The sequence below is a fragment of the Paenarthrobacter sp. NPDC058040 genome, from assembly GCF_042885775.1.
GTDB lineage: Bacteria > Actinomycetota > Actinomycetes > Actinomycetales > Micrococcaceae > Arthrobacter.
Window position 1 is genome coordinate 186,216 of sequence record NZ_JBHVRN010000008.1, and the last position, 19,680, is coordinate 205,895.

The following is a 19,680-nucleotide window of genomic DNA, read 5'->3' on the forward strand; positions in this document are numbered from 1 at the left end:
GACAGATAGGCAAGTTCACAGAAACGGCCATTATGATTGCGGAGATTCACCTGTTTGAGGAAAGGTAACCGAATAGTGCGACGTCGTGAAGCCCACGCCCCGGGCACCGGCACCGCTGCTCCCGGTGAGGCGCGTCATGGTGGAGGGCCCGAAGGCACTCCGCGCCACATGAATGCGCCCAAGGGGCTGCCTTTGTGGCTGAAGATAGTCACCGGAGTGGTCTCCGTGGCTTTGGTGGCCGGCGTCGCCTTCGCGGCTTTTTGGTTCATCCGGCTGCAGAGCAACATCACCAAGGCTCCGCTGAGCGCCGGCGACGAGCGGGTCACCGGCGACGCCACAGTGAACGACAAGTCGGACCGGCTCCAGATCCTCATCCTGGGATCCGACACCCGCGACGGCAAGAACTCGCAGTATGGTACGGCGGAAGACTCCACGGGGTACGGCCACTCGGACGTGATGATGTTGCTGGACATTTCGGCCGACAACAAGCGCGTCAGCGTGATGAGTTTCCCTCGTGACCTGTTGGTGGATGTCCCGCAATGCACCGACCGCACCAACAACCAGACATTCCCCGCGCGCAGTGGCGTCATGATCAATGAAGCCATGGCCGAAGCCGGGATCGGTTGCGCCGTGGACACCATCAACAAGCTCACCGGCCTCACCGTGGACCACTTCATGATGGCGGACTTCAACGCGGTCAAGGAGTTATCCAAAGCTGTTGGCGGCGTGGACGTTTGCGTGAGCGACCCCGTCTTCGACCCCGACTCGGGCCTTCGCCTGGCCAAGGGCAACTCGCAGGTCGAAGGGGAACAGGCCTTGGCGTTCCTCCGTACGCGTCACGCCTTTGGCGACGGCGGTGACCTCGGCCGCATCAAGGGGCAGCAGGCCTTCCTGTCTTCCTTGACCCGCAAGTTGAAGTCGGAGGGCACCCTGGCAAACCCGCAGCGCCTGCTGCAGATCGCCGATGTGGTTACGCAGAACCTCACCGTGGACGAGGGGCTGGCTTCGGTACCCACGCTTCTGACCATCGGCGGCCGGTTGAAGGACATCGATGTGTCCAAGGTTGCCTTCGTCTCCGTTCCCACGCAGCCGGCGGCAATTGACCCCAACAGGCTTGAGCTCGTGGAACCACAGGCCTCGCAACTCTTCGCTGCGCTCCGGGCGGACCTTGACCTGACCAACCCCGGGGCAACGTCCAGCCCCACAGCCACGCCCTCCGCCACGGATACGGCGCCTACCACCGCTGCACCACCGCCCGCGGCCTACAACAAGGCCATCCAGCCCGTTTCCGTTGCCAACGGCAGCGGAGTGGGAACGCGGGCCCAGGAGATCATGTCCGTGCTGACCGGCAATGGTTTCACCCAAGCGGTGTCCTACCTTGCCAACCCAGTGGAACAGACCGTTGTCTACTACGGCCCGGACTTCGCTGACGTGGCCACGGACGTTGCGGCGTTGTTCGGTATTCCGGCAACACAGGTCAAGCAGGCTGCCGGCGTTTCCGGAGTCCAGGTCTATGTGGGTACGGACTTTGCAAGCGGGACCGCGTACGGTGCGGCTTCAGTCCCCACCGACGTGGTCAACCAGACGGCCAAGGATGCCGTTTGCCAGCAAGTGAACCCCCTCTACATCACGCAATAACTGTTTGGTGGTGGAAAACCAATGGCCGGGTCCCCGATGGGGCCCGGCCAATGGTTTGTGGTCACGCTTACCAGATGCTGACCCGCTCTCCGGGCTCCATCCACATGGTGTCCTGCTCCGTGACCTTGAATGCTTCGTGGAAGGCGTCGAGGTTGCGGGCGATGGCGTTCGTGCGGAATTCATTGGGGGAGTGGGGATCCGTGGCCAGGCGCCGGATTGCTTCCTCGGCGCGGATCACTTGGCGCCATCCCGCAGCCCAGGACATGAAGAACCGTTGCTGACCAGTGAAACCATCGATCACCTCCGGCTCTGCACCGTCAAGGCTGAGGAGGTAAGCCTTGTAGGCAATGGTGAGCCCACCGAGGTCGCCAATGTTTTCGCCCAGTGTGAGCTTGCCGTTGACCTTGTGGTCCGGCGCGGCGTGCGGGGACAGGGCATCGTACTGCGCCACCAGCTTTGCGGTGCGCGTCTCGAACGCGGCCCTGTCCTCTTCCGTCCACCAGTTACGGAGGGCGCCACTGCCGTCGAACTGGGACCCCTGGTCATCGAAACCATGGCCGATCTCGTGGCCGATCACGGCACCGATCCCGCCGTAGTTCACGGCGTCATCCGCTTCCGCAGTGAAGAACGGCGGCTGCAGGATGGCTGCGGGGAAAACGATTTCGTTCAGCATCGGGTGGTAGTACGCGTTGACCGTCTGCGGTGTCATGAGCCATTTGTCCAGGTCCACCGGCTTGCCGATTTCGTCAAGGTGCCGGTCGATGTCCGCGTCGTGGGCGCGCTCCACATTGCCCAGGAGGTCGTTGGGGTCGATCTCAACAGCGGAGTAGTCGATCCATTTCTCGGGGAAGCCGATCTTGGGGCGGAACGCCTCGAGCTTCTTCAGGGCCTCTGCCTTGGTTGCCTCACCCATCCACTCCAAGTCGGAAATGCTGGCCCTGTAGGCCTCGATCAGGTTGGAAACCAGGGTCTGCATCCTGGCTTTGTGGCCTTGGGGGAAATGCCGTTCAACGTAGATCTGGCCTACTGCTTCGCCCAGGCCTGCCTCAACCACGGCCACGCCCCGCTTCCAGCGTTCCTTGTTCTGCGGGGTGCCGCTGAGCGTGGTGCCATAGAAGTCGAAGTTCGCGTCCACGAACTCAGCGGACAGATAAGGTGCCGCCGATCCCAGTACACGAAGGGTCAGCCACTCCTTCCACGTTTCCAGGTCCGTGGACTCCAGGAGGTCTGCGGCACCTGTGAAGAAGTCCGGCGTGCTCACCACGATTTCCGAGCGCTTGCCGGCTTCGATGCGGGCGGCCTCGAACCATGTGTTGAGGAGGGGGAACAAGGTGGCGGCTTCGTCGGCCGTTTTCAGGTTGTAGGTCTTTTGCGGGTCACGCAGCGTGACGTTGTCCCAGTGGTGGGAAGCGAGCGAAGTCTCCAGGGCCACGATCCTCCCCGCGGCAGCCTGGGCATCGGGGATGCCCGCGAGACCGAACAGCTTGCCGATGTACTCCGCGTAGGCATTGACGATGGGAGCGAACTTTTCGTCTCGATAGTAGGACTCATCGGGAAGGCCAAGGCCCCCTTGGCCAATGTAGAGAAGGATGCGCTCGGGGTTGCCTGCGTCCGGCGCGGGGTAGATGCCAAAGAGCCCGGAGACGTCGGAGCGGAACAACCGTCCGATGAGGGCAACAAGGTCGCTGACGCTCGACACCGCGCGGACATCTTCGAGCCGCTCGCGGAGAGGGTCAAGCCCTTTGGATTCAGCAGCAGCCTCGTCCATGAAGCTCGCATACAGTCCGCCGACTTTGCTTTCGACGCCGGTCGCGGCCTCGCCCTTGCCTGCAGCTTCCTCGATGATCGCCTTCACAGCCAGTTCGGCTTCGTCGCGCAGGGCGGTAAACGTGCCTTCCAACGGCCTGTCGTCCGGGATGGTTGTGCTGTTAAGCCAAGCTCCGTTGACGTGCTGGTAAAGGTCGTCCTGCGGCCGGACGTTGTGATCGATGTTGGAAAGAGTGATCCCCGACTGTGGCACTGTGGCTCCTTGGATGGACGCTGCAGCCGGCGTTGGCACCGTCGCTGCGTCTGCATAGTGGACGTTGCATTGGGTGTTGCAATGTCATCATACGCACCGTGTTACTGTGAACTTGTGCGTGCGGAGATGCTTCTTCTTAGCTGCCGCGGCGAGGCCTGAAAGCTGATTGAAAGCTGGGCCATCCTCGCCGCGGAGTTTCGGTGTGCCCGGCTAAGCTTTCACTTAGTTCTTAGAGAAAAGGCCACACGTCATGCGCAATGCACAAAAGCCCTCCGGTATGCCGATTCACCGCTACAAGCCATTCCAGGACCAAATCTCTGTTGATGTTCCGGACCGTACGTGGCCGGACAAGGTCATCACCAAAGCCCCGCGCTGGTGCGCCGTCGACCTCCGGGACGGAAACCAGGCGCTGATCGACCCCATGAGCCCGGCCCGCAAGCTGAAGATGTTCCAGCTGCTGGTGAAGATGGGCTTCAAGGAGATCGAAGTTGGTTTCCCCTCCGCCTCGCAGACCGACTTCGACTTTGTCCGGCAGCTGATTGAAGGCGGCCACATTCCGGACGACGTCACCATCCAGGTGCTCACCCAGGCACGTGAACACCTGATTGAACGGACGTATGAGTCCTTGGTTGGCGCCAAGCAGGCGATCGTGCACCTCTACAACTCCACGTCCGTACTGCAGCGCCGGGTGGTTTTCAACCAGGATGAGGACGGAATCCTGGACATCGCACTGCAGGGCGCGCGGCTGTGCAAGAAGTACGAAGAGACGCTGGCGGACACGCACATCACGTACGAGTACTCGCCTGAGTCCTTCACGGGAACCGAGCTCGAGTACGCAGCCCGGGTGTGCAATGCCATCGCGGATGTCTTCGAGGCCTCGGCGGACAAGCAAGTGATCATCAACCTGCCGGCCACGGTGGAAATGGCAACGCCGAACGTCTACGCCGATTCCATCGAGTGGATGCACCGGAACCTGCACCCGCGGGAAGGCATCATCATTTCCCTGCACCCGCACAACGACCGTGGCACCGGTGTTGCTGCGGCAGAGCTGGGCTACCTGGCCGGCGCAGACCGGATCGAGGGTTGCTTGTTCGGCAACGGCGAGCGGACGGGCAACGTGGACCTGGTGACACTGGGCCTGAACATGTTTGTCCAAGGCATCGACCCCATGATCGATTTCTCGGACATCGACGAAGTACGCCGCACTGTTGAATATTGCAACCAGCTGCCGGTTCCGGAGCGCGCTCCGTATGGCGGCGACCTCGTGTTCACCGCTTTCTCGGGTTCGCACCAGGACGCCATCAAGAAGGGCTTCGAAGCCTTGGAGAAGGACGCCGCGGCCGCCGGCGTTCCGGTCAAGGACTTCACTTGGCAGGTTCCCTACCTGCCGATCGATCCCAAGGACCTGGGTCGCAGCTACGAGGCCGTTATCCGCGTCAACTCGCAATCCGGCAAGGGCGGCGTGGCCTACCTGCTGAAGAACGAGCACAACCTGGACCTGCCGCGCCGGGCACAAATCGAGTTCTCGGGCGTGATCCAGCGCCGCACCGACGCCGTTGGCGGCGAAGTCAGTGGCGCCCAGCTGTGGCAGATCTTCCAGGACGAATACCTGCCTTCGGACGAGGAACAGTCGCAGTGGGGCCGTTACTCGCTGGGCAGTGTCAGCACGGAGACGGACGAGTCCGGGGCCATGACCATGAACGCCAACCTGCGCATTGAAGGCGTCGAGGTTCGGCGGACGGGACACGGCAACGGCCCCATCGCCGCCTTCCTGGACATCCTGCACCACGACGGCGTTGACGTCCGCGTGCTCGACTACAGCGAGCATGCGCTGTCCGAGGGTGGGAGTGCCAGCGCTGCTGCCTACGTTGAGTGTGCCGTCGGCGAGCGGGTCCTGTGGGGCGTGGGGATCGATCCCAGCACCACAACCTCGTCCCTGAAGGCCCTGATTTCCGCCGTCAACCGGGCTGTCCGCGACGCCCAGGCCTAGGCCGTCCGTGGGGTGACGGGAAATACCGTCACCCCACGGCTTGGCGGTCTGCCCGGGGGCCGCCGCAATGCGAAGATTAGATGTGGCCAATCCGTCGTCTTTCGCAGCCCGATCGTACCGGGACGATGCCGTGGTGCTCCGTACGCACAAACTTGGTGAGGCAGACCGGATCATCACGCTCCTCACCAAGCACCATGGCCAGGTCCGGGCGGTGGCCAAGGGCGTGCGCAGGACCAGCAGTCGTTTCGGGGCCCGGTTGGAGCCCTTCATGGTGGCAGACCTTCAGTTGGTGGCCGGGCGCAGCCTGGACATCGTGACGCAAGCGGTGGCGAAGGGTGCGTACGGCAGCAGCATCGCCTCGGACTACGGCCGTTTCACCGTGGCCGCGGCCATGACCGAGACGGCAGAGAAGCTGACTGACGTGGACGCCGAATCAGGCACAGCCCAGTACAACCTGCTGGTGGGTGCTTTGGCAGCGCTCAGCCGTTCGGAACATCCTCCTGAGCTCATCTTGGACTCCTACCTCCTACGGGCGTTGGCCACGGGCGGCTGGGCACCCAGCTTCACCGATTGTGCCCGGTGCGGAACTCCTGGTCCGCATACCGCTTTTGCCGCGCCGCTGGGTGGGATGGTCTGCGGTGACTGCCGTCCGCCCGGTTCGCCTGCGCCTGCCCCGGAAACGGTGGTGCTTCTCGGCGCACTGTTGACGGGGAACTGGAATGTTGCCGATGGATCCGATCCCCGGCACCGCAGGGAGGCGGCCGGTCTGGTGGGGGGTTATCTTCAATGGCATTTGGAACGCGCCGTGAAATCACTCAAACATGTGGAGCGAAGCTGACAGTGGTACTTGGTAAGAAGAGCAAAACACCCGTCCGGACAGCGCCGGTCGTTGCACCGTACGCGCACCCCTCGGGAGCCGTTCCTCCACAGATTCCCAAAGAACTCATTCCGCAGCACGTGGCCATTGTCATGGACGGCAACGGTCGCTGGGCGAATCAGCGGGGACTGCCCCGCATCGAGGGCCACAAGGCCGGAGAACCCGCCCTTCTCGACGTCATGGCCGGAGCGATCGAGCTCGGCATCAAGTACGTCAGCGTCTATGCGTTTTCCACCGAGAACTGGCGGCGGTCCCCGGAAGAAGTCAGCTTCCTCATGGGATTTAACAAGGACGTGCTACGCAGGCAGCGGAACCAGCTCGACGAATGGGGGGTGCGGATCCGCTGGGCAGGCCGCAAGCCCAAGCTCTGGGGTTCGGTGATCCGCGAGCTGGAAGAGGCGGAGGACTACACGCGGGGCAACGGCACGTGCACATTGACCATGTGTGTTAATTACGGTGGCCGTGCGGAAATTGCGGACGCGGTGTCCGCCATCGCCCAGGACGTAGCGGCAGGGGTGCTGAAGCCCGGTTCCGTTACGGAGAAGACCATCCAGAAGTATCTCGACGAGCCCGACCTCCCGGATGTCGACCTCTTCCTCCGCAGCTCCGGCGAACAGAGACTGTCCAACTTCCTGCTGTGGCAGTCGGCGTACGCAGAGTTTGTCTTCATGGACACGCTGTGGCCGGATGTGGACCGCCGGACGTTGTGGGACGCAGTGGAGATCTACGCCAAGCGGGATCGCCGCTATGGCGGTGCCGTGGATGCCGCGCCGGCGGTCAAGTAGCACGGTCGCGCGTTTTAAGCGTAGGAACTTTCCATGGCACGGCTGTGCTTCGAGTAAAGGTACACGGTCTCAGTACGGGTAGGACGCCAGCCACACAGCCACGTCCCGGTAGGCCTGCTGGCGGATCGTCTTGCGCGACAAGAAGACATCGTGGAGCGCCCCGGGGTAGCGGAACACCGCAGTGCGGCGGCCCAGTCCCAAAGCCCTCCTGGACGTTTCCTCCACATCGATCACGGCATCGGCGCGCATGAGTTCAGCTGTCCATTCGGCCTGGATCCTGGTCCGCCCCGACAACAGGACAAGCACGGGGGCGTCGATGTTGAGTTTGCGTTCCACCGCAGTGTGCCCGGCCAGGACGGCCTTGGTCCAGCCGGCCCTGATGGGAAATGACGCGCGGGGCCGCCACACAGGGTCCAAGGGCCACTCTCCGTGGGCATCACTGCTGACACTTTCCCAGTACGCAGGCATGTCGGGGAACCGAAAAGGGCGCTTGGGGTCGGTTCGGGCGAATGGCTCAATGAGGTGCATGGCTATGCTGCGTACCAGGCTGCTGCCTTGGAGTTCCAACCACGGGGAGTTCAACACGAGTGTCCCGATGCGGCCGGGATTGCGGTCTGCCCACAAAGCGGCGATGAGGCCACCCAGGGAGTGGGCGATCACATGGATGGTCGGAGGCAGGGGATTGCTGGTCCTGGACGCCACATCGCGGTCGATTTCCAGCAATGCGGCAGCGATGTCTTCGTCGTAAACGGCCAAGTCCGGCGTATAGCCCGGCGTTTGACCCGGAAGCAGGCTCCGGCCGAATTTTCGCAGGTCCAAGGCATAGAAATGAAAACCCGAGGCAGTGAGGTACTCGGCCAACTCGGTCTGCAGGAAATAGTCGGCCCATCCGTGCAGGTAAAGCACCGCGCGCGGGGCCGCCGAAGGATCGGGCAGGACATGGCGGCGCTTGCGCCGCGCGAAGGCCTGGAAAAAGTCGAGGATGCCGTGGGGCAGGGGAGAGGCGGGCTCGGGAAGATGCCGGACCAGGGTCGCCTTGACTTCGCCTTCCTCATCCGGCGCCAAGGGTAGATCCAGGCGTTGGAATCCACCGCCAAGGATGTCCGGCCGCCAGGTGCCTACTGTTTCTTCCGTGGTGGTCACGTGTCCCCTTCCCGCCGACCGACGGACGTATCCTGCTCCATGAAGCCGTGGATCCACCGGGCCAGCCTGGAGTAGGCATCGGCCCGTACCTTCGGTGCGGAGAGGAAGACGTCATGGAGCCCGCCATCCACGCGTTCCAGGGTCACGCTCTGTCCAAGGGCCATGGCCCGAACCGCGATGATGTCCACATCGAGCACCGCGTCTGAACGCCGCATCGACTCCTGCCAGACCATCCCGTTGGCGCTGGCCGCAGAGGTGAGGACCAGTACGGGAATGGACAACCGCAGTCCGCGCGCCACCCTCGTGTGGCCATCAAGGACGGCCTTGAGCCAACCCGCCCGTACCGGAAAGGCAAGCGGCGGCCGGTACCGCTCGTCGAGCGGCCATTCCCCCTCAGCGGTACTGCTGATGCTCCGGAAATAGAAACCCCGCTCGGGAAGCTTCAGTACCATCTCTGGACGAAGCCGGGCCAGTGGATGCACCATGGCCTGCGCTGCACGGCGGACCACCGAATTGCCGTGCATCTCCAGCCACGGGCTGTTCAGGATCAAGTACTGGACGGCACCAGGATGCCCGCTGGCCCACAATGCGGCGATGAGGCCACCGGTCGAGTGCCCCATCAGGGCCACCTTGGAGCCATCGCTGCCCGCGGGGTCGGCATGGATGATCCCGAGTGCCTGGTGGATCTCCGCGTCGTAGTCGCGGAGGTCGGCAACGTAGCCGCCGGTAGTGTCCGTGCCCAGGCTGCGGCCGTGGTTGTGCATGTCCAGGGCATAGAAGTCATATCCCAGGCCGGCCCAGAACCGTGCCAGCTCAACATTGAAGAAGTAGTCACTCCAGCCATGCAGGAACAGCACGGCGCCACGGGAGTCGATGGCCGCTGCGTGTCCAGCGCCCCCGTCGGGCGCCGTAGCGGGCCGGTGGCGCACCAGGGTTGCCCGGCGGCTTGCGCCGTCGGCTCCCTGGGTCTCGATGCTGCAGGACTGGAAGTCCGGGCCGAGGATGTCCGATGACCATTCCATGGGTTCAGCTTAGACACTGCTTGCCGCGTCGCGGCCGGCGGCCCTGCCGGTGAACAGGCACCCGCCCAGGAACGTTCCCTCAAGTGCCCTGTAGCCGTGGATGCCACCGCCGCCGAATCCGGCAGCTTCGCCTACTGCGTACAGTCCGGAGATGGCCGAACCGTCACTGCCCAGGACCCGTGAACGCAGATCCGTTTGCAGGCCGCCAAGACTCTTTCGAGTAACGACGGACAGGCGGATGGCAATGAGTGGTCCATGGGCGGGGTCCGTGAGGCGGTGCGGGGGAGCCACCCTCATGAGGCGGTCCGTGGCGAAACGCCGGGCTGCGCGAATTTCCGCCAGTTGGGGATCCTTGCCCAGCCGGCTTTCAACCTGAAGGTCCCGCGCACGGATCAGGGACGCCAGCGCATTGGCATCGATCAGGCCCGTGCCTGTCAGTGAATTCATGCGCCCGGCCAAATGTTGGGGTGAGGTTCCTTGGACGAGATCGGCACCCCGCTCCAGGAATCGCTCAATGGGTGTGTCACCGCGTGGCTTCAGGCGGCCCAGCAACAGGGGAATGTCCTTGCCCGTGAGGTCCGGGTTTTGTTCGGAACCGGAGAGGGCCAGTTCCTTGAGCGCTATGGTGCGGTTGAGGACGAACCACGAGTACCCATGGCCGGTTGCCAGGATGTGGCGGAGGGCGCCCTGCGAGTCGAAGCCTGGAAACAGCGGTGCGGGCAATTGCCTGCCCTCGGCATCCAGCCACAACGACGACGGTCCGGGCAGGATCCGGATGCCGTGTTTGGGCCATACGGGTTGGTCATTGTGGATGCCCCCCGGGGTAATGCCACATGCGGTCCCCGTTGACCAAAGACGCACCAGCGGTCTCCACCACGGGCAGGAAGGCACCGTCAACCGAGGCCGGCACGCCGCTGAGCAGGTCCGCCGGTGCCAGGCCACCGGGCCATTGGCGGCGCACCATGTCGTGATTGCCGCCGATACCGCCGGTAGCCACCACTACGGCGCCGCCCGCCGCTTCGAAATGCCCGACGGCGGTGCGCGGGGAAGCCTCGCCGCGCACCGCCGTCGTTGGTTCCAAAACGTCCCCGGCAACACCGGTGACGGTGCCCGCGGCGATGGTCAGCGATGTTGCCCGGTGCCGCAGGTGCAGCGCAATACGCCCCACTGCGACGCCTTCGCGCACCTTGGCGAGGAATGGTTCGACGACGGCGGGGCCGGTTCCCCACGCGACGTGGAAGCGCGGGACCGTGTTGCCGTGGCCCTGGGGGCCGTAGCCTCCCCGTTCCGCCCACTGCACCAGAGGGAAGATGCCCACGCCGAGGCTCTTCAGCCACGCGCGCTTCTCACCGGCGGCAAAGTGTACGTAGGCCTCGGCCCACATCCGTGCGTGGGCATCGTCGGCACGGTCGAAGGCCGCTGAGGAGAACCAGTCCTGGAGTGCGAGTTCCGCGCTGTCCTTGACGCCGAGACGCCGCTGTTCCGGAGTGTCCACCATGTACAAACCACCGAAGGACCAGTGGGCCTGGCCACCCAAGGATGCGGCGGGCTCCTGGTCAAGGATGGCAACACGCTTGCCTGCAGCAGAGGCTGTGGCGGCGGCAACCAGGCCGGACAGTCCGGCCCCGATGACCACCACATCGGCGATGATGCGGTTTCCATGATGTCCGTCACGATCCTCAAGCGGCATGGCTACATGCTAGCTGCAGGCAGGTCACGGGTTTGGTGAGTCGGAAGGAAACCGGAAAACTAGGACCATGCGTGTTTACCCCACCTTCTTCAAGCTTGCCTTTTCCTGGATGGACGCCGAGAAAGCACACAAGATCGGCTTCCAGGCCATACGGGCTGCCCACCGCACCGGCGCCGGCCGGATCCTGGCAAAGATCACAGCTCCCGACGTATCGCTCCGAACGGAGGCACTGGGATTGACGTTCCCGTCCCCGTTTGGCCTGGCTGCAGGATTCGATAAGGAAGGCCACGGCATTGAGGCATTGTCCGAACTTGGATTCGGGCACGTCGAGGTCGGCACCATTACGGGGCAGGCCCAGCCGGGCAACGAGAAGCCTCGGCTGTTCCGTTTGGTCGAGGACCGCGCCGTCATCAACCGTATGGGCTTCAACAATGACGGCGCCGCCGCAGTGGCCCCCAGGCTGAAGTCCGCCCGGGCGGCCTTGCAGCGATCGCACGCTGGAGTCCGACCGGTGATCGGAGTCAACATTGGCAAGACCAAAGTGGTGGAGCTCGATGCCGCCACGGAGGATTACCTCGTCAGTGCACGCAGCCTTGCGCCGGCAGCCGACTACCTTGTGGTCAACGTCAGTTCGCCCAATACGCCGGGGCTGCGGTTGCTCCAGAACGTCGAAACACTTCGCCCGTTGCTGCGGGCAGTGGGCGATGTGGCCGATGAATCCGCAGGACGCCACGTTCCGTTGCTGGTCAAGATTGCTCCCGACCTCAGCAATGAAGACATCGACGACGTCGCGAGCTTGGCCTTGGACCTCAAACTTGACGGGATCATTGCCACGAACACCACTATCGGCCGGGAGGGCCTCGCCAGCGATTCGGCGAAAGTCGAGGCGCTCGGCGCCGGCGGACTTTCGGGCGCACCCCTGAAGCAGCGTTCCCTCGAGGTGCTGCGCCGGCTCAAGGATGCCGTCGGGGACCAGCTCGTGCTTATCGCCGTTGGCGGCGTGGAAACCGCCCAGGACGTCCAGGAACGACTGGACGCCGGCGCCACCCTGGTCCAGGGCTACACGGCGTTCCTCTATGAGGGTCCGTTCTGGGCGTCACGCATCAACAAGGGCCTTGCCCGGATCCGCAGGCGCGCCGCGTAGCTTTGTGACAGCGAAATACGAAAGGCCCCGGACCGTAGTCCGGGGCCTTTCGAGTAACGGTTGGTGTTCTCTTAGGACGGGTACTGACCGCGCTTGACCAGCGGCTTGGGGAGGCGGAGCTTGCGGAACTGCAGCGCGCGCATGCAGCCATACCACACGGTGCCGCGTTCCACCTCGCCGAACTTGGCTGCCAGCCTCTTGCGGAGCTGGCGGGAAAGGATAAAGACGTCCACGAAGACGGCGAGGAACATGATCCAGAAACCGATCAGCACGTAACTGATCTGGGCGCTGTTGGACGGAATGATGAACGAGACCACCACAAAAAGGAGCGCACCGAACATCAGGAATTCGCCGAGCGTGAATCGGGCATCGACGTAGTCGCGGGCGAACCTCTTCTGCGGACCCTTGTCCCGCAGCGGAAGATATTTCTCATCGCCGGTGTCCAAGGCCTGGCGCATCTTCTGCCGCTGGTCCTGGATGGCCACCCGTTCTGCCTCTTTGGAAGCCTTGCGGTCCGTGGGGACCAAGGGGCGCTTCCGTGCCGCTTCCTGCGCCTTCCGTTTGGGGGTGGGTGCGCCCTTCCCGATGACGGGTTCCTGCGAGGCGGCATGGGCCTGGTCAACTACTGATTGAGCGCTTGGCTCTTCCTTTTTGCGTCCGAACACCCCTACAGAATACAGCGCGGGCGGGTGGCGCAGGTTACGCGTGGCGTCGGGGAGAACGCCAGGGTGCCGCGCCTCGCTACACCGGCACCTACCCGGCGGTAAGGTTTTGGCATGACTTCAGCACATGCGGAGACCCCGCAGAATCCGGCACGGAACTCCGACAGTACCCCGGTCGCGGGCGAATCCATGGACGGTATCGATGCGGCGGCCCTGGGCGCAGCCGTCAACGAGCAGTTCGATGCGACTCTCGCCGCCCTCAAAGACCTGGTGGCCATCCCGGGAATCGCGTGGGCCAGCTTCGACCCCGCTGAGCTGGACCGCAGTGCCGAGGCCGTGGCTGCGCTGGTCCGGGAGTCGGGGATGGAGGACGTCCGCATCCTGCGGGCCGCGAAAGCGGACGGTACCCCCGGCGGGCCGGCCGTCGTCGCCCATCGGCCGGCACGCGATGGAAAGCCAACCATCCTCCTGTACGCCCACCATGACGTGCAGCCTCCCGGTGAGCGATCGCTCTGGAAGTCCGAGCCCTTTGTCGCGGAGGAGCGCGAGGGCCGCCTCTACGGTCGCGGCGCAGCGGATGACAAGGCCGGCATCATGGCGCACCTTGCGGCCTACAGTGCTGCGTCGAAGGTCCTCGGCGACGATTTTGGCCTCGGCGTGACCTTCTTCTTCGAGGGCGAAGAGGAAGCCGGATCGCCAACCTTCCGGACCTTCCTTGAGGAGCACAAGGAACTCCTGCGTTCGGATGTGATTGTGGTTGCGGATTCGAGCAACTGGAAGGTGGGCGTTCCGGCCCTCACCACCAGCCTCCGCGGACTCGTCGACGGCACATTCGAGGTGCGGGTGCTGGACCACGCTGTGCATTCAGGAATGTTCGGGGGACCTGTGCTGGATGCTCCCACCCTGCTGTCCCGCCTCATCGCAACCCTCCACGATGACCAGGGGAACGTTGCAGTCGAGGGCCTGGTCGCCCGGGACGAGGTTGCGGTTGACCTCGCCGAAGCCGACTACCGCGCCGATGCTTCCGTGCTCGACGGCGTGCGGCTCGCCGGCAGCGGCACCATCGCCTCCCGCTTGTGGACGAAGCCGGCGCTGTCCATCATCGGTATCGACGCTCCGGCCGTGGCTGTCGCGTCCAACACCCTCATCCCGAGTGCGCGCGCCAAGTGCAGCATGCGACTGGCGCCCGGGCAGGACCCGGACGCGGCCATGCAGGCCCTGGAGCGCCACATCCTCGCGCATGCGCCGTTCGGCGCGAAGGTCGCGTTCACTCCGGGGGAGCGAGGCAACGCGTTCTCCACCGACACCACGTCCGTAGCGGCCCAGGTGGCGCTGTGGGCCCTCGGCGAGGCTTGGGGCGTGGAGCCCGTTGAGATGGGTATCGGCGGCTCCATACCTTTCATTGCAGACCTGATGGAGGTTTACCCGGAGGTCCAGATCCTGGTGACCGGCGTGGAGGATCCTGATTCCCGCGCCCACAGCGCGAACGAATCCCTTCATCTCGGCGACTTCAGGCATGCTGTGTTGGCGGAAGCCCTCATGCTTGCCCGCTTGAACGGGAACAAGTAATCCCTGGCCGTGGTTACGTCAGGAGTTATAGCTCAGCGTCTGCGCGACGTAGCATGGAGCTATAACCCGTACGTAATTGGGTAAGGGCAGGCAGCGTCCCCGGCGCCGCCGCCAAGCGCGTTATAAGAAGGTAGGCCAATGAGCACTGCAACCAACGAAAACAGCACTGGAGCACAGCTCGCCGAGAGCGAAGAGCTTCCCACGCACGAGGTCAACCTGACCGACGTCGCAGCAGGCAAGGTCCGCAGCCTCCTGGAACAGGAAGGGCGTACCGACCTGCGCCTTCGCGTTGCAGTCCAGCCGGGCGGCTGCTCGGGCTTGATCTACCAGCTTTACTTCGACGAGCGCCTGCTCGACGGCGATGCGGTCCGTGACTACGACGGCGTCGAGGTCGTTGTGGACAAGATGAGCGTCCCTTACCTCAGCGGCGCAAGCATCGACTTCGAGGACACCATCTCGAAGCAGGGCTTTACCATTGACAACCCGAACGCAGGCGGCTCGTGCGCTTGCGGCGATTCGTTCCACTGACGTGAGCCATCGCCGCATGTCGGCGCCGTCCCGGACGTGTTTGACCACGTTCGGAGCCACGGCGCCGACATGTGCGCGAAAACCGCTTCATAGCGGTAAGCTCTACATCGGGTAGTAAAACTTTTAGTGTGCCCGGTGGGCCTTTGGCCTGCCGGGCGACAGCAACAAGAGGAAGGGCCGTCTGTGAGTTCGCAGAACCGAACCGGCAGCCGACGCGTAAAGATCACCTCGATCACTGGCTTGGCACTAGCCGGCGCGTTGGTTTTGACCGGATGTTCACCAGAGGTAGAGAAGGGTTGGCTGCCTACAGAGCGCGGCACTACCAACCACACTGACCGGATCATGGACCTCTGGGTCAACTCATGGATCGCCGCCTTGGCAGTCGGTATCATCACGTGGGGCCTCCTGGTCTGGTGCATCATTGCCTACCGCCGCCGCAAGGGCACCACAGGTTTCCCCAAGCAGCTCAGCTACAACCTGCCGCTCGAGGTCTTCTACTTGACCATCCCGCTGTTCATGGTGCTGGTGTTCTTCTACTTCACCGACCAGGACCAGCGTGCGATCGATGACCGCTCGCAGCCTGCAGACGTCGTCGTTGACGTCCGTGGCAAGCAGTGGGCATGGGACTTCAACTACAAGCAGGGCCAGGTTATTTCCGAGGACCTCCACGAGGCCGGTGTCCAGGCCCACCTGACCGGCAACGAGGTCAACAAGGACCTGCTTCCCACCCTGTACTTGCCCGTCAACAAGTCGGTTGACCTGGAGCTCAACTCCCGCGATGTCATCCACTCCTTCTGGGTTCCCGCCTTCCTGCAGAAGCGCGACATGATCCCCGGCAAGACCAACTACATCCGTTTCACCCCCACGAAGGAAGGCACCTTCGACGGTAAGTGTGCCGAACTCTGCGGTGAATACCACTCCGAAATGCTCTTCCGCGTCAAGGTTGTCTCCGAGTCCGAATTCCAGGCTCACATGGACCAGCTTCGCCAAGAGGGCAACACGGGCCTGCTCGGTGCGGAATACGACCGCAACCCGAACCTGAACGAAAAGTAAGGGGAGCGACGTGGCTACTTACACTCAATCCGCCGGGACCCTCGAGGCTCCCGTAGTTCCTAAATCCAAGGGACGCATCGTCGTCAACTGGATCACCTCCACGGACCACAAGACCATCGGGTACATGTACCTCATTGCGTCGTTCGTGTTCTTCTGCCTCGGTGGCGTCATGGCGCTCCTCATCCGTGCCGAACTGTTCGAACCCGGTATGCAGATCCTGCAGACCAAGGAACAGTACAACCAGATGTTCACCATGCACGGCACGGTGATGCTCCTGATGTTCGCTACGCCGCTGTTTGCCGGCTTCGCCAACGTCATCATGCCGCTCCAGATCGGTGCTCCCGACGTCGCCTTCCCGCGTCTGAACGCGCTGGCCTTCTGGTTCTTCCTCTTCGGTTCCACCATCGCCGTCTCCGGCTTCATCACCCCCCAGGGTGCTGCATCCTTCGGTTGGTTCGCCTACGCTCCGCTGTCCAACACGACGTTCAGTCCCGGTGTTGGCGGTGACTTGTGGGTCTTCGGCCTCGCATTGTCCGGTTTCGGAACCATCCTCGGTGCCGTCAACTTCATCACCACCATCATCTGCATGCGCGCCCCCGGCATGACCATGTGGCGTATGCCGATCTTCACCTGGAACACGCTGGTTACGGCCATCCTGGTCCTCATGGCCTTCCCGCCGCTTGCTGCCGCACTGTTCGCACTCGGCGCCGACCGCCGCTTTGGTGCCCACATCTTCGATCCCGAAAACGGTGGGGCGGTCCTCTGGCAGCACCTGTTCTGGTTCTTCGGCCACCCCGAGGTGTACATCATCGCGCTGCCGTTCTTCGGCATCGTCTCGGAGATCTTCCCGGTCTTCAGCCGCAAGCCGATCTTCGGCTACAAGGGCCTCGTTTACGCAACCATTGCCATTGCAGCGCTGTCTGTCACGGTGTGGGCCCACCACATGTACGTCACGGGCTCCGTCCTGCTGCCGTTCTTCGCCTTCATGACCATGCTTATCGCAGTACCGACGGGCGTGAAGTTCTTCAACTGGATTGGAACACTCTGGCAGGGTTCCATCACCTTTGAAACGCCCATGCTGTGGAGCATCGGCTTCCTGGTGACCTTCCTGTTCGGTGGCCTCACCGGCATCATCCTGGCATCGCCGCCGCTCGACTTCCACGTCTCGGACTCCTACTTCGTGGTGGCACACTTCCACTACGTCGTGTTCGGTACGGTCGTCTTCGCCATGTTCGCCGGCTTCTACTTCTGGTGGCCCAAGTGGACCGGCAAGATGCTCAACGAGCGCCTCGGCAAGATCCACTTCTGGCTGCTGTTCCTCGGCTTCCACGGAACGTTCCTGATCCAGCACTGGCTGGGTGTTGAAGGAATGCCGCGTCGTTACGCCGACTACATGCCGCAGGACAACTTCACCTGGATGAACCAGTTCTCCACGATTTCCTCCTTCGTCCTGGGCGCGTCACTGCTCCCGTTCTTCTGGAACGTGTACATCACTTGGCGCAGCAACAAGAAGGTTGAAGTTGACGATCCTTGGGGCTTCGGTGCCTCGCTGGAGTGGGCAACTTCCTGCCCGCCGCCGCGCCACAACTTCACTTCCCTGCCCCGGATCCGTTCGGAGCGTCCGGCCCTGGACCTGCACCACCCGGAGTTGGCACAGGTGCACACCGCAGAAGCCCCCTCGCCCGCAGCTGCCGTTCTCGGCAACGCAGACCAGAAGGACGTCCGCAAGTGAAAATCGAATCATGGCTTTTCGGAGCCGGAGTCTTCTTCTTCGTCCCCGTCACCATCGTTTACGGCATCCTGACCGGATGGACTGAATGGGTAGGCGTCCTGGGAATCCTGCTCGTAGGTGGCCTGGCCGGCATGATCGGAGCCTACCTTGGCTTCACCGGCCGCCGGGTGGGCCTGCGTCCTGAGGACCGCCCCGACGCGGAAATCCACGAAGGTGCTGGCGAACAGGGTCACTTCAGCCCCTGGAGCTGGTGGCCCCTGGTTCTCGGCCTCGCCTGCGCGGGTGGATTCCTGGGCCTGGCAATCGGCTTCTGGGTGACTTTCGTCGCCGCCGGCCTCGCGGTCGTTGCGCTCGTCGGTTGGGTCTTCGAATACAGCCGCGGCGATCACGCCCACTAGGCACCAAGAGTCATACGACGGCGGTCCCCACCAGATGGTGGGGACCGCCGTCGTTTTGCTTTAGCTTGGGGACAGGCAGCGTCCGGGGGAGCGTCTCACCGCCCATCTGAGGAGGTGGTCCTCAGTGGGCCTGGGTGGCCTCGAGGATCGCTGAAAGAGCCGCCAAGGCATCGGAGGCTTCGGCTGCTGCGTGTGGCTCCGTGACGGCGTCCTGCGCGACTTCCAGGACTACTTCGCAGCCATAGGAGAAGTCCTCGGTCATGACTTCCAAGAGCGATCGCGCATCCACCGGGTCACCATCAGTCTTCCGGATGGTGACCGGGAGGCCTGTTTCAGTGACGGCGCGAACAAAGACGGCTGCTGCCCGGGCGTGAAGCCCGATTTCAGCGGCGACGAAGGATTTCAGCTGCGGCAAGCCAACTCCTTGTGGTGGGCGGGGAGCCCTTTGGGGGAATTTATCCATCCAAGCCTAGCGGCCGATATTGCCTTGCCAACATTGCTACGCTTACTGGTCTAGACCTCCGTCGACGCTGATTTACCCTTGTTGTATGAACGAAACATCGGTTGGGAACGGTTGTGCCTGAAGCATCGAGCATCGCCGGCGACATAGACCGCAGCAGCAGCACCCCGATCTACATCCAGCTTCGCGAGATCCTCCGCGCCTTCATTGGAGATTCCTGCCCGCCGGGTTCTTCCCTGCCGTCGGAGCGGGACCTGTCCCTGCGGTTCGGCCTTGCCCGAATGACGGTACGCCAGGCCATTGATGCCCTGGTGGGCGAGGAAGTATTGGAGAGGGTCGTGGGGCTGGGGACCTTCGTCAAGAAGCCCAAACTGGACCTCCAGGTGAAGCTGACGTCCTACAGCGAAGAGATGCAGCGCCGTGGAATGGTGCCGGCGGCCAAGGTGCTCAGCTTTGAGCAGATTGCGGCCAGCGCGTTCCTCGCCAGGGAACTGCAACTGGAAGAAGGAACGCCTCTGGTGCGATTCCGGCGGCTGCTCTTGGCCGACAACGAGCCCATGAGCGTGGATGAGAACTTTATTCCTGCGCACCGCGTTCCCGGCCTGCTGGACGATGCACCACCGACGTCCCTCTACAACGTCCTGAGTGAACGCTTCGGCCTGGTTATGGAGTGGGGCGAGGACATGATCGAGGCGACAGCGGCATCCCCCTCCACTGCGCGACTCTTGAACGTGGACGTTGGATCACCATTGCTGAAGATCCAGAGGCATGCGTTTGTAGCACGAGCAATGGTGGACTACTCGGTTTCCTACTACCGGGCCGACCGGTACAAGCTGTGGATACCGCTGCAGAGGCCCGGAGTAAGGCCCACGCGAAACTATTCCTCGGGGTACAGGACGCAGTAGGGAAGACCGGCTGGGGACCGCACGGCCAGCATCGCCGGGCAATTGCATTTTGCCAGGGAACAGA

Annotated in this window: 16 protein-coding genes and 1 pseudogene; 11 read left to right on the forward strand and 6 right to left on the reverse strand. The window is 63.3% G+C overall.

The features are described from left to right. The first annotated feature begins 168 nt into the window (after positions 1-168). Positions 169-1,638, forward strand: a complete 1,470-nt coding sequence (locus ACFVSJ_RS13165; RefSeq protein WP_387437238.1) for an LCP family protein — start codon at positions 169-171, stop codon at positions 1,636-1,638. A 67-nt stretch (positions 1,639-1,705) separates the two neighbouring features. Here the strand turns inward: ACFVSJ_RS13165 and ACFVSJ_RS13170 are convergent, their stop codons facing one another. Next, a complete protein-coding gene (locus ACFVSJ_RS13170) occupies positions 1,706-3,658 on the reverse strand; it encodes a M13 family metallopeptidase (protein WP_387437239.1) in 1,953 nt (650 codons plus the stop codon). Between the two features lie 250 nt (positions 3,659-3,908). On the opposite strand from ACFVSJ_RS13170, the gene leuA reads away from it, so the two are divergent. The 3 genes from leuA to ACFVSJ_RS13185 all read left to right on the forward strand — a co-directional run bounded on the left by leuA (position 3,909) and on the right by ACFVSJ_RS13185 (position 7,310). Beyond that, on the forward strand, positions 3,909-5,648 hold the full coding sequence (gene leuA / locus ACFVSJ_RS13175) for a 2-isopropylmalate synthase (protein ID WP_387437240.1): 1,740 nt from the start codon (positions 3,909-3,911) through the stop codon (positions 5,646-5,648). 67 nt (positions 5,649-5,715) lie between these two features. Then, positions 5,716-6,486: a DNA repair protein RecO gene (gene recO / locus ACFVSJ_RS13180; RefSeq protein ID WP_387437241.1), complete on the forward strand. Its 771-nt coding sequence runs from the start codon at positions 5,716-5,718 to the stop codon at positions 6,484-6,486. 2 nt (positions 6,487-6,488) lie between these two features. After that, on the forward strand, positions 6,489-7,310 hold the full coding sequence (locus ACFVSJ_RS13185) for an isoprenyl transferase (RefSeq protein ID WP_387437242.1): 822 nt from the start codon (positions 6,489-6,491) through the stop codon (positions 7,308-7,310). Positions 7,311-7,379: 69 nt separating this feature from the next. On the opposite strand, the gene ACFVSJ_RS13190 is transcribed toward ACFVSJ_RS13185, so the two are convergent. From ACFVSJ_RS13190 to ACFVSJ_RS13200, 3 genes and pseudogenes are all read right to left on the reverse strand, one after another. After that, positions 7,380-8,453, reverse strand: coding sequence for an alpha/beta hydrolase (locus tag ACFVSJ_RS13190; protein ID WP_387437243.1), 1,074 nt, complete (start codon positions 8,451-8,453; stop codon positions 7,380-7,382). Then, on the reverse strand, positions 8,450-9,475 hold the full coding sequence (locus ACFVSJ_RS13195) for an alpha/beta hydrolase (protein ID WP_387437244.1): 1,026 nt from the start codon (positions 9,473-9,475) through the stop codon (positions 8,450-8,452). Before ACFVSJ_RS13195 ends, ACFVSJ_RS13190 begins: the two co-directional genes overlap by 4 nt. Positions 9,476-9,484: 9 nt before the next feature. Further along, positions 9,485-11,165: pseudogene (locus ACFVSJ_RS13200) on the reverse strand (FAD-binding dehydrogenase). Between the two features lie 67 nt (positions 11,166-11,232). Here ACFVSJ_RS13200 and ACFVSJ_RS13205 point away from each other — a divergent pair. Then, positions 11,233-12,309 (forward strand): quinone-dependent dihydroorotate dehydrogenase, encoded by a 1,077-nt coding sequence (locus ACFVSJ_RS13205; RefSeq protein ID WP_387437245.1) that lies wholly within the window; start codon positions 11,233-11,235, stop codon positions 12,307-12,309. Between the two features lie 71 nt (positions 12,310-12,380). Here the strand turns inward: ACFVSJ_RS13205 and ACFVSJ_RS13210 are convergent, their stop codons facing one another. Continuing rightward, complete coding sequence (locus ACFVSJ_RS13210; protein ID WP_387437246.1) at positions 12,381-12,974, reverse strand: DUF3043 domain-containing protein; 594 nt, start codon at positions 12,972-12,974, stop codon at positions 12,381-12,383. A gap of 111 nt (positions 12,975-13,085) precedes the next feature. Between ACFVSJ_RS13210 and ACFVSJ_RS13215 the strand changes: the two genes are divergently transcribed. The 5 genes from ACFVSJ_RS13215 to ACFVSJ_RS13235 all read left to right on the forward strand — a co-directional run bounded on the left by ACFVSJ_RS13215 (position 13,086) and on the right by ACFVSJ_RS13235 (position 18,251). Next, positions 13,086-14,540 carry a dipeptidase gene (locus tag ACFVSJ_RS13215; RefSeq protein WP_387437247.1) on the forward strand — a complete coding sequence of 485 codons (1,455 nt, stop codon included), beginning with the start codon at positions 13,086-13,088 and terminating at the stop codon, positions 14,538-14,540. 138 nt (positions 14,541-14,678) lie between these two features. Continuing rightward, on the forward strand, positions 14,679-15,068 hold the full coding sequence (locus ACFVSJ_RS13220; RefSeq protein WP_387437248.1) for a HesB/IscA family protein: 390 nt from the start codon (positions 14,679-14,681) through the stop codon (positions 15,066-15,068). A gap of 183 nt (positions 15,069-15,251) precedes the next feature. After that, positions 15,252-16,121, forward strand: coding sequence for a cytochrome c oxidase subunit II (gene coxB, locus ACFVSJ_RS13225; RefSeq protein ID WP_387437249.1), 870 nt, complete (start codon positions 15,252-15,254; stop codon positions 16,119-16,121). Between the two features lie 10 nt (positions 16,122-16,131). Continuing rightward, positions 16,132-17,853, forward strand: coding sequence for a cytochrome c oxidase subunit I (ctaD, locus tag ACFVSJ_RS13230; protein WP_387437250.1), 1,722 nt, complete (start codon positions 16,132-16,134; stop codon positions 17,851-17,853). Next, entirely contained in the window at positions 17,850-18,251 is a 402-nt protein-coding gene (locus ACFVSJ_RS13235) for a cytochrome c oxidase subunit 4 (RefSeq protein ID WP_387437251.1), read from the forward strand. Before ctaD ends, ACFVSJ_RS13235 begins: the two co-directional genes overlap by 4 nt. Positions 18,252-18,372: 121 nt before the next feature. Here ACFVSJ_RS13235 and ACFVSJ_RS13240 read toward each other — a convergent pair whose 3' ends face one another. After that, a complete protein-coding gene (locus ACFVSJ_RS13240) occupies positions 18,373-18,666 on the reverse strand; it encodes an HPr family phosphocarrier protein (protein WP_387437252.1) in 294 nt (97 codons plus the stop codon). Between the two features lie 161 nt (positions 18,667-18,827). On the opposite strand from ACFVSJ_RS13240, the gene ACFVSJ_RS13245 reads away from it, so the two are divergent. Next, positions 18,828-19,616 (forward strand): GntR family transcriptional regulator, encoded by a 789-nt coding sequence (locus tag ACFVSJ_RS13245; protein WP_387437253.1) that lies wholly within the window; start codon positions 18,828-18,830, stop codon positions 19,614-19,616. The last annotated feature ends 64 nt before the right edge of the window (positions 19,617-19,680 follow it).

Coding starts and splice junctions, on each gene's coding strand:
- leuA (WP_387437240.1), top strand. CDS start 3,909: ATGCGCAATGCACAAAAGCCCTCCGGTATGCCGATTCACCGCTACAAG.
- ACFVSJ_RS13220 (WP_387437248.1), top strand. CDS start 14,679: ATGAGCACTGCAACCAACGAAAACAGCACTGGAGCACAGCTCGCCGAG.
- ACFVSJ_RS13195 (WP_387437244.1), bottom strand. CDS start 9,475: ATGGAATGGTCATCGGACATCCTCGGCCCGGACTTCCAGTCCTGCAGC.
- recO (WP_387437241.1), top strand. CDS start 5,716: ATGCGAAGATTAGATGTGGCCAATCCGTCGTCTTTCGCAGCCCGATCG.
- ACFVSJ_RS13165 (WP_387437238.1), top strand. CDS start 169: ATGAATGCGCCCAAGGGGCTGCCTTTGTGGCTGAAGATAGTCACCGGA.
- ACFVSJ_RS13205 (WP_387437245.1), top strand. CDS start 11,233: ATGCGTGTTTACCCCACCTTCTTCAAGCTTGCCTTTTCCTGGATGGAC.
- ACFVSJ_RS13215 (WP_387437247.1), top strand. CDS start 13,086: ATGACTTCAGCACATGCGGAGACCCCGCAGAATCCGGCACGGAACTCC.